The sequence below is a fragment of the Pelagibius sp. CAU 1746 genome (assembly GCF_039839785.1).
In the GTDB taxonomy this organism is placed as follows: domain Bacteria; phylum Pseudomonadota; class Alphaproteobacteria; order Kiloniellales; family Kiloniellaceae; genus Pelagibius.
This window is the reverse complement of sequence record NZ_JBDOQT010000001.1, coordinates 1,973,837-1,990,323: the sequence shown is the minus strand read 5'-3', so window position 1 is coordinate 1,990,323 and position 16,487 is coordinate 1,973,837. Positions and strand designations below refer to the sequence as shown.

The 16,487-nt window shown below is 66.9% G+C and carries 14 protein-coding genes; 2 read left to right on the top strand and 12 right to left on the bottom strand.

All coding sequences use genetic code 11. The features are described from left to right. Positions 1-190: 190 nt before the first annotated feature. The 8 genes from AAFN88_RS09365 to AAFN88_RS09330 all read right to left on the bottom strand — a co-directional run bounded on the left by AAFN88_RS09365 (position 191) and on the right by AAFN88_RS09330 (position 8,964). Entirely contained in the window at positions 191-1,765 is a 1,575-nt protein-coding gene (locus tag AAFN88_RS09365) for an AMP-binding protein (protein ID WP_347520023.1), read from the bottom strand. A gap of 27 nt (positions 1,766-1,792) precedes the next feature. Next, positions 1,793-2,956: an MFS transporter gene (locus AAFN88_RS09360; protein WP_347520022.1), complete on the bottom strand. Its 1,164-nt coding sequence runs from the start codon at positions 2,954-2,956 to the stop codon at positions 1,793-1,795. Between the two features lie 18 nt (positions 2,957-2,974). Next, positions 2,975-4,387: a cytochrome P450 gene (locus tag AAFN88_RS09355; protein WP_347520020.1), complete on the bottom strand. Its 1,413-nt coding sequence runs from the start codon at positions 4,385-4,387 to the stop codon at positions 2,975-2,977. Between the two features lie 70 nt (positions 4,388-4,457). Further along, entirely contained in the window at positions 4,458-4,733 is a 276-nt protein-coding gene (locus tag AAFN88_RS09350; protein ID WP_347520019.1) for a hypothetical protein, read from the bottom strand. A 42-nt stretch (positions 4,734-4,775) separates the two neighbouring features. Next, positions 4,776-5,396 carry an acyl-homoserine-lactone synthase gene (locus tag AAFN88_RS09345; RefSeq protein WP_347520018.1) on the bottom strand — a complete coding sequence of 207 codons (621 nt, stop codon included), beginning with the start codon at positions 5,394-5,396 and terminating at the stop codon, positions 4,776-4,778. A 155-nt stretch (positions 5,397-5,551) separates the two neighbouring features. Further along, positions 5,552-6,337, bottom strand: coding sequence for an autoinducer binding domain-containing protein (locus AAFN88_RS09340; RefSeq protein WP_347520017.1), 786 nt, complete (start codon positions 6,335-6,337; stop codon positions 5,552-5,554). A gap of 208 nt (positions 6,338-6,545) precedes the next feature. Then, complete coding sequence (locus AAFN88_RS09335) at positions 6,546-6,995, bottom strand: helix-turn-helix transcriptional regulator (RefSeq protein WP_347520016.1); 450 nt, start codon at positions 6,993-6,995, stop codon at positions 6,546-6,548. 334 nt (positions 6,996-7,329) lie between these two features. Then, complete coding sequence (locus AAFN88_RS09330) at positions 7,330-8,964, bottom strand: ATP-binding protein (protein WP_347520015.1); 1,635 nt, start codon at positions 8,962-8,964, stop codon at positions 7,330-7,332. A 460-nt stretch (positions 8,965-9,424) separates the two neighbouring features. On the opposite strand from AAFN88_RS09330, the gene AAFN88_RS09325 reads away from it, so the two are divergent. Beyond that, entirely contained in the window at positions 9,425-10,081 is a 657-nt protein-coding gene (locus tag AAFN88_RS09325) for a sigma-70 family RNA polymerase sigma factor (protein ID WP_347520014.1), read from the top strand. Further along, entirely contained in the window at positions 10,078-10,836 is a 759-nt protein-coding gene (locus AAFN88_RS09320; protein WP_347520013.1) for an anti-sigma factor, read from the top strand. Before AAFN88_RS09325 ends, AAFN88_RS09320 begins: the two co-directional genes overlap by 4 nt. 32 nt (positions 10,837-10,868) lie before the next feature. On the opposite strand, the gene AAFN88_RS09315 is transcribed toward AAFN88_RS09320, so the two are convergent. The 4 genes from AAFN88_RS09315 to AAFN88_RS09300 all read right to left on the bottom strand — a co-directional run bounded on the left by AAFN88_RS09315 (position 10,869) and on the right by AAFN88_RS09300 (position 15,995). Next, complete coding sequence (locus AAFN88_RS09315) at positions 10,869-11,993, bottom strand: DUF1513 domain-containing protein (RefSeq protein ID WP_347520012.1); 1,125 nt, start codon at positions 11,991-11,993, stop codon at positions 10,869-10,871. Next, entirely contained in the window at positions 11,980-13,080 is a 1,101-nt protein-coding gene (locus AAFN88_RS09310; RefSeq protein ID WP_347520011.1) for an imelysin family protein, read from the bottom strand. The genes AAFN88_RS09315 and AAFN88_RS09310 overlap by 14 nt, the downstream gene beginning before the upstream one ends. A gap of 28 nt (positions 13,081-13,108) precedes the next feature. Next, positions 13,109-14,548, bottom strand: coding sequence for a di-heme oxidoredictase family protein (locus AAFN88_RS09305; RefSeq protein WP_347520010.1), 1,440 nt, complete (start codon positions 14,546-14,548; stop codon positions 13,109-13,111). 154 nt (positions 14,549-14,702) lie between these two features. Continuing rightward, positions 14,703-15,995, bottom strand: a complete 1,293-nt coding sequence (locus tag AAFN88_RS09300; protein ID WP_347520009.1) for an imelysin family protein — start codon at positions 15,993-15,995, stop codon at positions 14,703-14,705. Positions 15,996-16,487: the final 492 nt, after the last annotated feature.

Here is a 16,487-nt window from a genome sequence, read left to right as displayed (position 1 = left end):
AAGCATGAGAAGCAGAATTTAAGAACTCCTTTCGCGTTCGCTTAGGTATGCCGCGATAGCCGGCGCTCAGTTCTCCTCTTGGCACACAGCGGCCAAGGCTTTGCGTCAGCAAGCAGGTCTGCTCTCCAGCGCTTACCCGAAATCCGTGGTCGGGTTCCGTGAGTGGCAGTGGCCGGTTTATACGAGACACCTAGTACAGCAGGTGGCGCGCCACCTTGCCGGTAGGGGTCAGGGGCAGCGCCGCCTGGAACTCGACCAGTCCCGGGCACTTGCCGTCGGGCAGCTCGCGCGCCAGCCAGCCGAGCAGGTCTTCCGCGGCCAGGCTGCAGCCGTCACGCAGCACCACGAAGGTCTTGGCCTCCTGACCCAGGTAGTCGTCGGGCACGCCGATCACCGCCGCCTCGGCGACCGCTGGATGGGCCTTCAGCACCGCCTCCACCTCGGCCGGGTAGATATGCTCCTCGCCGCGCAGGATCTTGTCGTCGGCGCGGCCCAGGATGTCGAGGCGCCCGGCCTCGTCGAAGCGGCCGATATCGCCGGTCCTGAGCCAACCGCCACGCAGCGTCCGTGCGGTGACCTCGGGCAGGTTGAGGTAGCCCTTCATCACCCCCGGTCCGCGCAGCAGGATCTCGCCCTGGGCGCCCGGCAGGGCGCTCAGGGCGCCGCCCGCCTCCAGCGCCACCTCGACGCCCGGCACCGCCGGGCCGACCGTGGTGGGCCTGAGGCCCCGTCCCGACAGCACCGAGCCGCCGTCCCGTGTCCCGCCCCAGGCGACGATCGAAGACGCTTCGGTGAGGCCGTAGCCGGGCACGATGGGCAGGCCGAAGCGCTCGGCGAAGGCCTCCGACAGGCCCGCCTGCAATGGCGCGCCGCCGGTGGCGCAGAGGCGCAAGGAGGCCCGCACCGCCGCGGTGTCGACGCCGTCGGCGCGCTCCATGAGATACTGGTAGTAGATCGGCATATGCACGAAGTAGCTGACGTTCCGCTCGACGATCAGCCGCCAGATCTGCGCCGGGTCGAAGCCTTCGACCAGCACCAGGGTCTCGCCGTTCAGCATGGCCAGGTTGAGCCCGCAGACCTGGCCCATGACGTGGAACAGCGGCGTCGAGATGAGCCGCACCCGGGTGCTCGCGCGCGGCGCCAGGGCCTGGTTGATGCGGGTCATGGCGAGCAGGTTCGCCTGGGTCAGTTCGACGCCTTTCGGGCGGCCGGTGGAGCCGGAGGTGTAGAGCAGCACCGCGGTAGCATCGGCCGCATAGCCGTGGGTCCGCGCGTGATCCGGCTGCCCCGCCATGAGGTCGCTGAGCGCCCGAGTGCCGGCGATGGGCGAGGCTGCGGCGATGTCGGCGGGAATGACCCAGGCCTGCCGGCAGGCCGCTGCGGCCTCGGCGGCGGCCAGGGCCTGCTCGCCGTAGCTGGCATCGCCCGGAGCACCTGCCGGGCCGTCGTAGGTCAGCAGGGCCTCGGCGCCGGAATCCTCAAGCTGGAAGCGGATGTCGCGCTCACGCAGCGTGGTGCTCAGCACCACCGCCAGGCCACCGATCTTCAAGATGCCGTAGTAGGCGGCGAGGAAGCCCGGCCGGTTGCCGCAGGCCAGCGCGATGCGGCTGCCAGGGCCGTAGCCCGCCGCCCGCAGGCCGTTGGCCACCTGGCCGGCCATGCTCCGCAACTGAGCGAAATCGAAGCTTCGCCCCTCGTGGATCAGCGCCTGGGCCCGCGGCTGCCGCGCGGCAGCGCTGTCGAGAAAGGACGCGACGTTCGACATGACTCTCTCTCCCTCTTGCGACGGGACTCAGCCCGGCTGCGCGCGCGCTTCGGGCCGGTAGATCCAGATCACCACGGCCAGCGCGACGAAGGTCAGCAGCGCGCCGACGAGGTACGGCCAGCCGACGCCAAGGCTGCCGAGGGCGAAGCCCCCCCAGACCGGCCCCAGGATGCGCGCGAAGCTGAGCACCGCGTGATTGAGGCCCATGGCGGAGCCCTGCACGCCATCCGGCGTGGCTTTCGACAGCAGCGATTGCAGGCAGGACAGGCACATGGCAATGCCCGCGCCCAGCAGCATCAGCGCCAGGGCGACCGCGAGGTCGCCGGGCCACAGCACGAAGAGCAGGAAACCCACGCCCATGGCGGCGCTGGCCCCGGCGGTCACCCGCCCTTCCCCGTAACGCCGGCAGAGCTTCGGGATCAGCACCCAGAGACTGAAGACCGCCGAGGCGCCGGCCAGGGTGAAGGCCAGCGAGACGTCGCGCGCATCCCAGTCCAGGACACGCTGCGACCATAACCCCAGGGTCGAATCCATGGAGGCGTAGACGAAGGACAGTACGGCCATAAGCGCGATCGGGGCGAAGCAGAGCGGCGCCATGACGATGCGCCGTGAGGACACTCTGAGGTGCGCCGACAGGGGCTGCCCAGGGGGCCGCCCGGCATCCGCCCCGAGCAGCAGCGTCAAGAGGATCGACAGCACCGCGAAGCCTGCGGCCCCCAGCGCGGCGCCGTGGTAGTCGTCGCCGCCGGCGCCAAGCAACTGCCGGCCCAACAGCGGCCCGATGATGAAAGCCAGCCCATAAGCTGCGTTCACATTGGCCATGCCCCAGACCCGGGTCTGCGTAGAAGTTCGGTCGGCGACCAGCGCCTGGATCACCGGGATCGCGGCATTGCTGACGCCGGCGCAGGCCCGCGCCAGGAACAGCAGCGCCAGGCCGTCGGCATGGGCCAGCAGCAGATTGGCGAAAGGCGCCGTCGCCATGGCCAGGAAGATCACCCGCCGCCGCCCCAAGCGGTCGCTGAGCCGGCCCCAGACCGGCGCCAGCAGCAGCACCACGACGGTATCGGTGACCAGCAGCAGGGAAACGGTCAGCGGACTCGCACCCAGCGCCAGCGCCTGAAACGGCAGAAAGGGATAGACGATCCCCAAGCCCACCAGATAGGCGAGCGCGATCAGCATCGGGACGGGCATGCTTCGGGCTCCCGGCGGTCAGGCGGCCGGCGCCGGGCAGATCCGCATCAGCAGCGGCCCGCGCGGGCGCAGCGTGATCATCGGCTCCGGCTCGACGTTCTGGCCGGGCAGCAGTTGCAGGTCGAAGCGCTGCACGATGGCCGAGATGGCGATCATGGACTCCAGCACCGCGAAGCGCTCGCCCAGACAGGTGCGCGGGCCGTCGCTGAAGGGGAAGTAGGCGAAACGCTGCCCCGCCGCATCGGCCGATTCCGTATCGAAGCGGGCGGGGTCGAAGCCTTCGGGATTGTCCCACAGTTCAGGCCGGCGGTGCACGGCGAACATGTTCAGCATGACGTTGGTGCCGGCGGGCACCTGCAGGCCGTCGATGCGGTCGTCGGCGACCGCGGTGCGCGAGAAGGTCCACAGCGGCGGATAGAGACGCAGGGACTCGTCGAAGACCATGCGCGTGTATTTCAGCGCCGGCAGTTCGGCGAAGCCGGCCATGCGTCCGTTCAGCACCGCGCGGGCCTCACCGCGCAGGCGGCGCAGGGATTCCGGATGCAGCGACAACAGATACCAGCACCAGGTCAAGGCGTTGGCCGTGGTCTCGTGGCCGGCCAGGATCATCGACTGGATCTGCCCGCAAAGCTGGCGGTCGCTGCGGCCGTTCTGGTTCGCCAGCAGTAGGTCGAGCAGGTCGCTCTCGGCGCCCTCCCCGCGCGGCGGTGCGGCGCGCCGCGCGGCCACCAAATCCAGAACGAAACGGTCGAAGCTGGCGAGCGCAGCGCGCACCTCGCGGTTACGCCGGGTCGGCAGCCAGCGCGGCAAGCCGAGCGGCGACCAGATACGCTTCTCGGCATCCTGCAGAATCACCGTCAGCGCGCGAAAAACCTCTTCATGCCGGTCTTCGAGACGCAGGCTGAAAAGCGTACTCATGAGGATGTCGAGGGTGAGGCGCATCATCTCCGGGATCACGTCGACGACCGTCCTTCGGGCCGCCAGGTCCGACCAGCGACGCTCCAGGTCGGCCACCGCCTCCTGCATGGACGCGGTCATGCTGCGCAGCTGGCAACCCTGGAAACTGCGCCCGGCGGTCTTGCGCTGGGACAGCCATTCCTCGCCTTCGGCCAGAAAGATGCCGTCGCCCAGGATGGAGCGCAGAACGTCGTAGAACTTGCTCTTCTCATAGTTCAGGCGATTGTCCTGCAACACGTGGCGGATCATCGACGGGCTGTTCAGCATCAGAACCCTGTCGGGGCCGACGGACAGCTCGACCGCATCGCCATGGTCGCGCGCGACACGGGTGAAGAACCGCAAGGGGTCGGCGCGCAACTCCGGCAGCACGCCCAGAAGAGGACGTCCCTTCAGCTTCGCCGGGGCAACGGCCGCCGCCTCGCCGCGACGGCCGGCGACAAGGTCTTCGGTTGCGTGATCGAAAGCCAAGCTCATCGGTCTTCTCCCCTTCCCCGCCGCCGCGCGGCGTCACCTCGCCGCGGGCGGCATGTTCCTCAACGACCGCTCAATGCCGCCGGGTTATCTCGCTGATGGAGGCCGGAGAGAACCGCGCCGTGCCGTCGCGGTCGACTTTGGCCAGAGACTTTTCCGACAGCGCGATGGAGTCGGATACCGCTTCCGCGGCAACGCCGATCAGGTGCGCCGCGAAATGCAATCCCGTGCGTCCGGCCTCGATACGCAGGTATTCGAGGCATCTCTTGATCGCCGCCGCATCCTGCAGCGGATCCAAGAGTTTCAGTTCGATCGGACCATTTTTCTCAGACATCTTGTCCTCCTTCATCTCAATCAGCGGCTCTTTGCCGGAGAGCCATGGGGGTCACGGTCAGGCAACCGCGGCTTCATCATGGAAGGGCGCGTTGCGAACTACGGAGTGCTGGATGCCGGCCACAGATCTCAGGCTGGCCAGCGTGGCATGGTTCATGTCGAAACGGCCGGTGTAAGCCAGTTCGCCATTGATGCGCGCCGCCCGGGACTGCCACTTCGGCGGACAGCCGAGGCGCGGCAGCAGACGCTCCATCCGGGCGTCGTAGACGGTGATGAGCTCGCGGATGCCGAGGGCGATGCAGGTTTCCGTCACCGCGCAGAGCAGGTGGCTGCTGGTGCGCCGGCGCATGCCCCTGCCCTCTACCGCGAAGCGGCTGCCCTCCCAGATCAGCGGATGGTAGGGCGCCTTGGCGCCGTACAGAAGTTGGGGAAAGACATTGCGCAGCATGTAGGGTCCGGTGGTCGGCAGGAAGCGCCAACTGCCCGCCAGGCGGCGCCCCTCGTCAAAGGCCAGCAGGTAGATGGGATAGTAGTCGTCGAACTGGTCGCGCTCTTCGCCGCCACTGGCCGGCACGTTCCAGCCCAGGCGCTGTTTGAAGACGCGATAGCGCTGCTGGAACATGAGCCGCAGCTCTTCGGCGTAGGCTGGGTAGAGATCCGGTGTTACGACATCGATCACGGCGGCCCGTTCCTCCATCATCTGACGGGAGGATTGGAGCGCGCGGGAAGTGCCGAGACAGCCCCCCAGAACTGGGGGGTGCGCGAAGCAGGCGACAGCCGGTAACGCGCGGCCGGGAGGGCCACGGACCAGTTAAATTGTTATGTTTCAGCTGTTTAGGGGACGATATATCCCTGGATAACGGCCTTGACCACGGCGTGGTGCTTGGAAAACACGCCGAGCTTTCGGGTCGCGTTCTTCAGGTGGAAGAGCACCGTTTCCTCGGAAATGCAGAGGATCTGCCCGACCTCCCAGGCCGTCTTCCCCCGTGCCGTCCACACCAGGCAGTCGCGTTCGCGGTCGGTCAGGCGCACGCGCCCCTGGTCGGGCGCGCTCTCGGCCAGGCTCAGGAAGGCCTGGTGCGTGTTGATGGCCAGCCAGACCAGGTCGCGATAGCTGCGCCGGTAGGCCTCCTGGAATTCGCTCTCGCTGCCGCCGCCGACGATGCTCAAGGTCGACAGGCCGCTGTCGGGACCGTGGATGGGAATGGTGGCGCCGTCCCTGATGCCGTGGTCGCGGGCCTCGTCGAGAACCTTGCGCTGACCGTTGGACAGGTCGTTGCGCGAGCCGATCTCACGCCACTGAAAGGGCATCACGCGACCGACAGCCGCCTGCAGAGTCGGATCCAGGTCTCCGTAGTCCTGAGCGAGATAATAGTCGACCCAGCTATCCGGCAGGCTGGAGAGGAACTCGTGAACCTGATTGCCGCTGCGCGAGCCGGACGGCACGAAAGAGCGCAGTTTCTTGCCCAGCGGGGGACGGACATGCACATAGGCGAAGCGCTCGAAGCCCATGTCCTTGAGGACGACGTCCAGCCTGACCCCGATTTCCGCCGTGTTGCGGGCCCCCGAGAGAGCCTCCACAAATCCTTCGACGCCGGTGCCGGGCAGGCTCGCTTTCATCCCCGCGCTCCCCGCCGCCGGGAAGCCGCCTCGCAGGGGCCCCAACACCCCCTGCGAGACAGTGCTTCAAGAGAGGAGCCGCATACGGAACGTCCGAGACGGAAGAAAAGCGGCGCGCCGCGGCTGGCAAGCAGCCGTGTCACCCTCCCTACCCGACTTGCCTCGCTGACGACCGTCGTAACCCCCTCCGTCGCTTCAAAAGCCCCGATCAGCTCTCTGTGGTGCGTCCCAAGGTCTTCAGCAATGACAAGACCTCGGCGCGCACCTTGGCGTCGGGAATTCTATAATAAGAACTGATAAGTTGCAGCGTTTCACGCTGATTCGTGAAATCGGGGTCGGAGGAATGGATCGTGCTGGCCACGGTGACACCTGCCTCCTGGCCCGCCGCCGAACCGGACTCCCCTTCGGATTCCACGCCCTCGAAGAAATAGGTCACGGGAACACTCAGAATCCGCGAGAGCTCGTAGAGTTTGCTCGCGCTGATACGATTTGCCCCACGCTCGTATTTCTGAATCTGCTGGAAGGTCAGTCCCAGCGCGTTAGCCAATTTCTCCTGAGAATAGCCCAAGAATACACGGCGGAGGCGCACACGGCCGCCGACATGGACATCTACGGGATGGGCCTGTCTGGCCTTCCCCATCGTTTGTTGAGCAAGCATCCGAACTCCATGCTAATCAATGATTCCATGACCCCGTCCACAATCTATGCGAATTAGCTAGGAAGTCACAAAGGAAAAATACCCGCTAAACTGGTAAATCGATAAACCCAACAGGATGATTTTGCTTCCTTAACGAGAGTCGATATTTAACCATGCCGGGTATTCAAATATTGCCGCGAGTTATACTGTTGCGGCATTTCACTTACGAATCACAACCTTAACGGCGCGAAAACCGCGATACCCGCCTAAAGCGAGCTAAAACCCTAGCCTCGCGGTTACGCCGGCGCACAGTTCCGGGTCGTTCGGTTTTACCTGAAGGGAGATTGGAGTAGCGTCAGTTGCAGACGGGCCAGCGAACTTCGAAGCAAGTGCCGCAATCCGGGCCGCTACTGCCTCCGGAACATTTCAGGCGCAGGTCGCCGCCCAGCGATCGCGCGGCCGAGCGCGCCACCGCGAGCCCCAGGCCCGTACCGTCAATGTTCTCTACTTCCTTGGCACGCCAGTAGGGCTTGAAAATCTGTTCCTGCTGGCCTTCGGCGATGCCGGCGCCGAAGTCGGTGACGGCAATCGCATACTCGCCGTCCTCTTTTGCCAGCCGGACCTTGATCGGCCCCTCGCCCTTCGAGTACTTGACGGCATTCTGCAGCAGGTTCGACAGCACCGTGTGCAAGGCCAATTCGTCCACCTTGGCAACCGGCGCGCCGATACCGTCTTCGAGTTGCAGTTCCTGTTTGGACCGCAGGGCCAGGGATACCTCCCGCCACATCGCCCGGCAGAATTGGGCCAGGTCCAACGCCGTTCCGCGCTCCCCTGCCCGTTCCCGCGCCGCATCGCTGCGCCCCATCACCAGGACGTCGTCCACCAGGCAGGCCAGGGTGCTGACGGCACGGCGGATGGTCCGCGTCTCCTCGCGCCGTTCGCCCTCGCTCATCTGATCGCCGAACCGGTCCAGCATGTCGGCCGAGGTCCCGATCGCCTGGAGCGGGGTTCGCAGCTCATGAGAAAACATCGACACGAAATCGGATTTCTGCGAGCGCCGCTGCTTTTCCTGATACAGCGAGACCGACAGGCGGCCTTCTCGCGAAACCATCGTTTCGACGCGCTTGACCGCAAGGAAGAGGAGGAAACCGACCGCCAGAAGCGAGACCAGGAGAAAGGGAGCGACACTCCAGAGCATACCATGGCCGTGCTGATGGTCGCGCCAGATGATGTTCCCTAAGACCTCGCCGTCAAGGCCCAAGACCGGGCACTCGTAGTAGCCTTTCGGCGCCGGGCCGCGAATGAAGTGCAAATCCTCGATGTGACCGCCGACGCCGGCGCGGTTGAAGAAGGTCAGGTCAAGCGGCTTCACGAAAATCATGACGTCGCCAAACCCGTCGGCGCCGGGCGTGTCTACCAAGGGGCTTACCAGGCTTGCGGCGATCAGCGAGACCTCCTGCTCATAAATCACGAGCCCCGCCGCCGGCACCTTGTCGATAGAATTCGCGCTGCGCGCGGACTCGATCAGCAGGCCGGCGCCCTGCGGCAGCGAGGGCGCTTTCGATTCACTGACGCGCTTGCCGTGCTCGAACGCCAGCCTGACGCGGTCGTCCGTCCCGACGACCCAACCTCCGGTAATGCCGAAGACACTGTGCAGATATTCCGACAGGCCGGTTTTCGCCCAACGCTCGTCGAGGATCACGCCGGAATCCACGATCGCCTCGTCCCACCAGGCATAATCGATCACAAGCTGACGCAGATTGTCCCGCCTGATCTGGACCATCGACTTGACGAGCGCGCGCTGCGATTGCACTTCGCGCTCGTTGAGCGAGTCGGCGCTCCAGTACAGCACCCCCGCCACCACCACGAGCGAGATGGCAACCAGCAAGAGAACGGGCAGCAGAAGATTGCGCCGCCGCTGCGCCAGCAGTTCGCGGGTCGCCTCGAAACGTGAGCGAGGCTCTCGCTCGCGCTCTATCGTGCTTACCATTCCCTCAAATACCTACGCTGGCGGAAATGCTTTAACGCGTCTGACGCAACAACGGGAATGAGAATTTAGGCCTCTTCTTTTAGCGCAAACACTATAAACGGATTGCGCGGACTGACCAGCCGCTCGGCGGCTTTGCTCCCCCAAAAAACCGCAACTAGCCGCCTTTCCAAGCCCAAAAATCAGGCAAAACACCGGACAAGTGAAGCGAAATGCCGGATTGCCCTTGCAGCTTGTGAGGGTGACGGCAAGGGCGGAGCCGCCGAGGATTCCCCGTTGGCGGGACTCGCCGCCAAGGTGCACACTCCCGACCGAGTCGCCGCATCCATAAGTCGATCCGCCAACTCCCCGGAAGGCCAGCCTGGGCAGATGCAAGAGACTTTTTCCCTATACCTCGGGCTCCCAACGGCTCCGCCCCCCTGTGGCCTGGGTGCCGTTGCCCGGGGAGGAGCGGTCTGCGAAATTGGCCGGGCGCCAGCGGCTGGAGAAAGAACCTGAGCGTATGACCCATCCGATTGCACCCAAGAACCCCACGGCGCCCCGCGAGATGCCGGGCCGGGAGTCCTCAGAACGCCTGGCGTGGTTGCTGTCGCGCTGCAGCCTTGGCGATCAGGCGGCCTTCGGCGAACTCTATGAGGCGACGTCCGCGAAACTCTTCGGCATCGCCTTGCGTATATTACGGCGGGAGGCTTGGGCCGAAGAGGCCCTGCAGGAGGCCTTCGTGAAGGTATGGCGGCACGCCGGCAGCTATGATCCCGGCCGAGGGCGGCCGATGACTTGGATGATCAATATCGTTCGAAACCAGTCCCTGGACCTGCTGCGGCGGGCCGACTATCGCGTAGCCGAGGAGGAATGGACCGCGGCGAAGGACCGGCGCACCAGTGCCGACAACCCGGCGGCCAGCGCGGAGACCAGCGAGGAGATGCAGAAGGTTCTCGCCTGCCTGGGCCGGTTGGGCGAAGAGCAGCGGGATTGCATTCTTCTGTCCTACCACCAAGGCCTGACACCGACCGAGATCGCGGGCCGCATGAAACGGCCGGCCGGCACCGTCAAGACATGGATTCGCCGAGGTCTGATGAAGCTGCGCGAATGCCTTGAGCAAAAGGGGGTGGGTCAATGAGATACGACGATCCCCACCTGCAGGAAGCCCTGGCCAGCGCCTACGTGGCCGGCGCGCTGCACGGTCGCGCGCGGCGCCGCTTCGAGGTGCTGATGCGTTCGCGCCCTGACCTGCGCCGCCGCGTCGAGGCCTGGGAAGATCACCTGACGCCGCTGAGCGACGCCACCCCTGCCGTGCAGCCGCCGGCGCGGGTATGGCAAGCAATTCGCAAGCGCGTGAGTCCCGACGGCAGGTCCGCGCCGGGGCGCGGCGGTTTCTGGAACAGCCTTGCCTTCTGGCGCCCTTTCGGCGCCGTGGCCGCCGTCTTCGCGATCTTGCTCGCCGGCTATGCCGCCCTGGAGACCGTGGCGCCCTGGGAAGAAGACCAGGTCGCCCGGGATACGCCGCGGCAAGCCAGCCCCAGTTACGTCGCCGTCCTGGAGGACGACGCAAGCCAGCCGGTCATGGTGGTGACCGCCTTCAAGGGCCCCTGGCGTGTGGTCGTGGAACCGCTGCGGGAGCTTTCGCCCAGCGCCGGCAAGACCTTCCAGGTTTGGGCGGTGGAGCGCGACAGCGGCAGCGTCCGCCCGCTGCTGCAGGTGAGCAGCGGCGAAGTGCTACGCCTGCCGCTGGACGACGACGGCTGGACCGCCATCAAGACGTCGGAATCCCTGGCGGTCACCTTGGAGGACGCCGGGGCCTCCCCCGCCGCGCCCACGGGCCCCGTGCTCTACTCGGGTCTCTGTCTCAACCTGAAAGGACCGGCCGAGACCTGAGCCCGCATTGCGGGCCCGCGAGAGCCGGTCCTTCACAGCGCGAAGGCGAGCAAGTGGTTGTCCCAAAGCACCGGCATCGCCGCCGGGTCATCGAGGCGCCGCATCTCGCCGCTCAGCGCATTGTAGCGCAGCAGCCTGCCGTGGCCGTTCGACAGCAGAAATCCGCCTGGCCCGCCCGAAGCGGCGACACCGCAGCCGTCGCTCAGCTCGACAGCCCCGAGATAGCTGCACCCGGCCATCGACCAGAAGGTGACGCAGCCGCCGCGCGGCGCCGAGGCCGCCAGCACCCGGCCGGAGACGTCCACAGCCGCGCTGCCGCAATATTGGCGCATGGCCCGCAGGACCGTCTCGTCCGCCTCCGGCAGGAAGATCTCCTCCTCGCCCCGGTGCAGGCCGACCAGCGGCACCAGGCGGTTGCGCGGTCCCTCGAACTGCATGACGAAGCCGACCTCGTCGTCGGAGGTGACAGCCAGATGGCGGATCGAGAGCTGGTGCAGGTCCGGCGCCAGGCGATGATCGTGCAGCAGCGCGCCGGAGGCCGTGTCGATGTAGGTCAGCGCGGGCTGCATGCTGTCGATGTTGAGCTTGCGCCGGCCCTTGTCCGGATGGGTCAGGATACCGCCGTTGGCCACGGCGAGCGTACGGCCGTCGGACATCAGCACCATCTCGTGCGGCCCGATGGCATAGGCCTCCAGCTCGCTTTCGCGGCGATAGGCGGCATCGGCATCGTAGACGCCGATACGGCCGCGCCCCTTGCCGTAGTCGTTCTCGCAGGCGAAGAGCCAGCGGCCGTCGGGGCTGAAGACGCCGTGGCCGTAGAAGTGATGTCCCGGCGGCGCATCGATCCGGCGGGCGGGGTCCGGCGACAGGGGATCGAAGGCCAGCGCGAAGCGGCCCGGCCGGCGCGCGAAGACGACGACCTCGCGCATTGCCGGACGCCGCGCCGCGCCGTGCCCGCGGCCGGGCAGCGGCAGAGTGGCGACCACATGACCGTCGTCGCGGACGACGCGGGCCAGTGTCCCGCCATCTCCAGCGGCGCAGGCGCTGACGACATAGCGCGCGGACGACGCCGCTTCCGCCCCCGTCCAGCGCAGGCCCCCGGCCGCCAGGAGCCCGGCGGCAGCGGCCAGAAAATGGCGTCTCTCAATCGCCGTCATAGCTGTTGAACCCGATTGGCAGATCGAGAACCTCCGAAAGCGGTCCGCTGAGCAGTTCCATGAGCCGGCCGGTTTCGGCGCGAACGGCATCCAGCTTTTCCCAGCCATCCGGCTGCCGCAGGGCCACGGCCAGAGACTCCGGCTGTGCCGCCAGCGCGGCCGACAGGCGCTCGAACGCGGCGCCGATCGCCCGGTCAAGCCCCGCGCCCTCGGGCTGCTCGCGCAGCAGCGAGGAAAGACTGACGGCGCCGGTGCCCCGATAGAGCGCCCGGGCGGCTTCGATATTGATGCGGACATTGCGCAGGGAGCGCGACGCGCGCCAGGACTCGGCCCGCGTCTGCCGGGCCGACGCCGGCTCGTCGCCCAGAGGCCGGCCGAGCTTGTAGTCCTCCACCAGCAGAAGAGCGCCGCGCAGGGCCTTGGCGAACTCGAGCGAAGCTTCCTTGGCATCGAAGTAGTGCTCATTGCCGTCAGCCGCCGACTTGACGACCTGCGCGTAGGAAGAACCGCCGTCCCGCCAATCGGCCAGCAGTGCGCCGGCGATGCCGCGCAGGTTGCCGCCGATGGCCAAGGCCAGAGGGCAGGCGAGCGGCGATGCCCGGACCGCATCGCCATCGTCGAACAGCAGCCGCTCCAGAGCCGGGAATCCTTGTACCGCGACGCTGCCTTCGGCGAAGGCCCGCGGCTCCAAGGCCTTGGTATCGCGCTGGGAGAGCATCCGCGCCAGGTGACGGCGCAGGGTACCGCGCTTGTCCGGCCAGAACTCGATGCGGTCGTAGCGCAGGAACAGCACGGCGGGCCCGAAGCGCAGGTGTTGCACGGCCATCCAGGCATCCATGGCATCGTTGTAGGCGGCGGCGCTTTCGCGTGCCTCCAGGCGGCCGTCGGCGCAGGCCTCCCGCAGCGAAGCCTCCAGCACCGCGGTCCGCTCGGCGAAGGCCGCGTAATGGGGGATGACGTAGCTGTCGACCAACGCGGCGTTGAGCGCCGCATAGTCGGGCGCCGCCGCCGCGGCGGGCAGCGTTTGACCGCCCAGCGCCAGCAGCAGGATCGTCGCCGCCGTCTTGAGCCTGCGCCAGAATCGCATAACTAAGTCTCCCAAACCGGACCGCCGGTCACAGCGTCCGCAGGAATGCCAGCAGCGCCTCGCGCGCTTCGGCGGGCAGGTCCACCACCTCCTGCTTGGCGGCTTCCGCCTCGCCGCCGTGCCAGAGGATCGCTTCCAGCAGGTTGCGGGCGCGCCCGTCGTGCAGGAACTGGGTGTGGCCGTTCACTCTCTCGGTGAGGCCGATCCCCCACAAAGGCGCCGTACGCCATTCCCGGCCGGATGCCCGGCCTTCGGGGCGGTGATCCGCAAGGCCCTCGCCCATGTCGTGCAGCAACAGGTCGCTGTAGGGCCAGATGAGCTGAAAGGACTGCTCCTCGCCCAGGGCGTCGCGCCGCGTCACGTACTTGGGCCGGTGACAGGCGATGCAGCCGCTCTCGTAGAAGACCTGCTTGCCGGCCAGGACCTGCGGGTCGTCCAAGTCCCGGCGCGCCGGCACCGCCAGATTGCGGCTGTAGAAGGCAATGAGATCCATCATCTCCGCCGAAGCCTCCAGGCCGTCGTGCTGGCGGCTGTCGCCGTTGGGCGCCTGCCTGCAGGCGACCTGCGCCTCGGTGCAGTCCCCCGCGGCCGCGGGCATGGTCGGCGCGGAAAGGCCGATGTCCCCGTTGATGGCATGGCTGCTCTGCTGAAGCAAGTTGGGCTGGCCCGCCTTCCAGCCGAAGCGGCCAGGCACCACCCTCCGCCGTACATCGTCCCAGACCCTGTTGACGCGGCCGGAGATGCCGTCGCCGTCCGCGTCCGCCGGATCGGCATGGCTTTCGATGTCCTCGTCGTGGACGGCCTCCAACAGACCGAGGCCGATCATCGGCGGCGCAACGCGCGGCGAGATCATGATGTCGGGGTGCAGCGGGCCATAGGCGAGATCGGTGATCGTGTAGGTGGGGCGGCGCAGCGAGACCTTGGTGCCGTCGGCCAGCACCACCTCCATCTCCTCGTATTCGATGTGCATCCTGCCTTCGGCCTTGTGCCCCTTGATCGCCAGATCCTGCAACTGGCCGCCGTAGGTCGGCTCGGGAATCACTCCAGCGCGGCCGCTGGCCAGCAAGGCACGCTGCTCGTCGTTCTGCGGCGCGATGCTGAGGCGCAGCAGCATGGAGACCGCCGAGTCTTGCGCCGAGGCCGGCGGATGGCCGCGCCCGTCCTTCAGGTGGCAGCGCTGACAGGAACGTGCATTGAACAGCGGCCCCAAGCCGTCGGCCGAGGTGGTCGAAGCCGGCGCGGAAACCCAGAGGCGCCGGAAGAGGCCGTTGCCGATCTTGAAATCGAGCTCGCGCTCGAAGCTCATGTTCGCGGAGGGATGGGAGAAGGCATCGCCGTTGACCGCATTGACGGAGGTCGCCGCACCGCCGGACTGCCGCTCGAATCTCTCCGGCCCGGTGAAGTCCTCCGTCGGCGCGATCGCCGCTTCGATACGCGCCTTTTCAGCAGGTGTCGGGGCGGCAGCCATGGCTGCCGGCCCCCCCCGCACTGCCGCTCGAATCTCTCCGGCCCGCCCGTCATCAACAGAAGACCCAGGAGGGCCGCGCTAGGATAGTTCATCGCTTTCTTTACTCAGCACAAACCCCGAAGAGCGCCTGCTCTCCGGGCCGTTTCCCCAGCGATCACTGGAACACGGCCTGCGGGTCGTCGAGGCTGTCCGACCCCTCGAACGCGATGGCCGAGAGGTCGAGTACGGCCACGGCGCGCTCGATCGCCTTGGTCTGGTCGGTCAGCGCCTGCACCACGGCCTCGATCACCGCGTTACCCTCGGCATTGCCCTCGCCGATCATCTGGTCGTAGGCCTCGACCGTCTCGGCGCGGTCGACCATGGCCTGCATGGTGCCCTTGGTCGCCGTGAGCTTGCCGCGCAGGTCGCGGTCCACCGCGCCGTCCTTTGCGGCGACCAGGTTTGCGAGGCTCGGGCCCGACACGACACTGCCGTCGACGCGGGTGTAGCTGCCGGTGTAGACGTTGATGACGCCCTGCTGGTCGTAGTAGTGCGAGTAGTGAGTGTTGTCGCTGAAGCAGTCGTGCTCTTCCTCGGGATCGTGAAGCATGAGGCCCAGCTTGATGCGCTCGCCCGCCAGTTCGCCGTAGGAGAGGCTGCCCATACCGGTCAGCATGGCGGCCAGGCCCGCGTCGGGCGCGCCCGACAGCAGGCCGCCGCGCGCCCCGCCGTCCGCCGCCCAGAGCGCCACCATGTCCTCCAGGTCGTCGATCAACAGGCCGGTCGCCGCTTTCAGATAGGCCGCCCGGCGCTCGCAGTGGCCGCCGGTGCAGCTGGTCTTGCTGAAGTCGCTGGCCGGACGCTTGCCGGCACCCGGGCCGGTACCGTTCAGGTCCTGGCCCCAGAGCAGAAACTCGATCGCGTGGTAACCGGTGGCCACGTTGGCCTCGACTTCCTCGGCCTCGTGCAGCACCTCCGCGAGCAACGTCTTGTCGATCTTTCCGGCGTCGACCATCTGGCCGTTCACGCGCAGCGTCTCGTTGGCAATGACATTGGCGGTGTAGATCGGGTTCTCGTCGGATTCGCTCCCGTAAGCGGACTCGTCCACGTAGTCGATGAGACCTTCGTCCAGCGGCCAGGCGTTGACCTTGCCTTCCCAGTCGTCGACCACCGCATTTCCGAAGCGATAGGCCTCCGTCTGCTGGTAGGGCACGCGCGCGGCGATCCAGGCCTCGCGCGCCGCTGCCAGGGTGACGTCGGAGGGATTGGCGATCAGCGCGTCGACCGCGCTGTCCAGCGTCCGCGCGGTAAGCAGTGAGTCCTCGTAGGCGGCATGGGCGATATCCGCGTAGGTCTTCAGGACCGCCCGCTTGTCCACCTCCGCCGCGCTCAGCGGCACGGCGAGCGGCCCCACAGCCAGCACCGTGGCCAATAGCGCGCTCCGGGCGGCTGTCTGCAACATTTTCATCGGTTGACTTCCCCTCTTCACATCGCTGGCGCGCGTCATCGCCCTAATCGCTAATAACACGCATTCTTAACAAAGCTGCCGGAAAAAGGCCGCCCCGGTGGAAGGAACGGCCCTGGCAAGCAAAGGCTCGAGGCGCGATCTTACACAGACCAGCGCGATTGACAATCATTATCATTCGCATCATGGTCGTCCCTTCAGCAAGACGGATTCCGGGGTCCGACCGATGCACCCTAGCCTTCTAGAAGTCCGTCTCGACAAGAAGGCTCCTGGCGCCGGCAAAGGCGGTTTACGCGGCGCCACGGCAGCCCGCCCGCCCCGCGGCGCTGCGCGGCACTTCGACCGCCTCAGGGACGATGCCGACATGTACCTCTGGCGTAATCTCCCCGAAGGGCAACTCAGCGCCGTCTTGCGCTGGGCTTGCGGAGCGCGGTCGTCATCGGCATCCGCGAGGGGGGCCGGACCTGCCGCGTCCGCTGCCCGGCCCCCTTTTCT

Coding starts and splice junctions, on each gene's coding strand:
- AAFN88_RS09365 (WP_347520023.1), bottom strand. CDS start 1,765: ATGTCGAACGTCGCGTCCTTTCTCGACAGCGCTGCCGCGCGGCAGCCG.
- AAFN88_RS09360 (WP_347520022.1), bottom strand. CDS start 2,956: ATGCCCGTCCCGATGCTGATCGCGCTCGCCTATCTGGTGGGCTTGGGG.
- AAFN88_RS09355 (WP_347520020.1), bottom strand. CDS start 4,387: ATGAGCTTGGCTTTCGATCACGCAACCGAAGACCTTGTCGCCGGCCGT.
- AAFN88_RS09350 (WP_347520019.1), bottom strand. CDS start 4,733: ATGAAGGAGGACAAGATGTCTGAGAAAAATGGTCCGATCGAACTGAAA.
- AAFN88_RS09340 (WP_347520017.1), bottom strand. CDS start 6,337: ATGAAAGCGAGCCTGCCCGGCACCGGCGTCGAAGGATTTGTGGAGGCT.
- AAFN88_RS09335 (WP_347520016.1), bottom strand. CDS start 6,995: ATGCTTGCTCAACAAACGATGGGGAAGGCCAGACAGGCCCATCCCGTA.
- AAFN88_RS09330 (WP_347520015.1), bottom strand. CDS start 8,964: ATGGTAAGCACGATAGAGCGCGAGCGAGAGCCTCGCTCACGTTTCGAG.
- AAFN88_RS09320 (WP_347520013.1), top strand. CDS start 10,078: ATGAGATACGACGATCCCCACCTGCAGGAAGCCCTGGCCAGCGCCTAC.
- AAFN88_RS09315 (WP_347520012.1), bottom strand. CDS start 11,993: ATGACGGCGATTGAGAGACGCCATTTTCTGGCCGCTGCCGCCGGGCTC.
- AAFN88_RS09310 (WP_347520011.1), bottom strand. CDS start 13,080: ATGCGATTCTGGCGCAGGCTCAAGACGGCGGCGACGATCCTGCTGCTG.
- AAFN88_RS09305 (WP_347520010.1), bottom strand. CDS start 14,548: ATGGCTGCCGCCCCGACACCTGCTGAAAAGGCGCGTATCGAAGCGGCG.
- AAFN88_RS09300 (WP_347520009.1), bottom strand. CDS start 15,995: ATGAAAATGTTGCAGACAGCCGCCCGGAGCGCGCTATTGGCCACGGTG.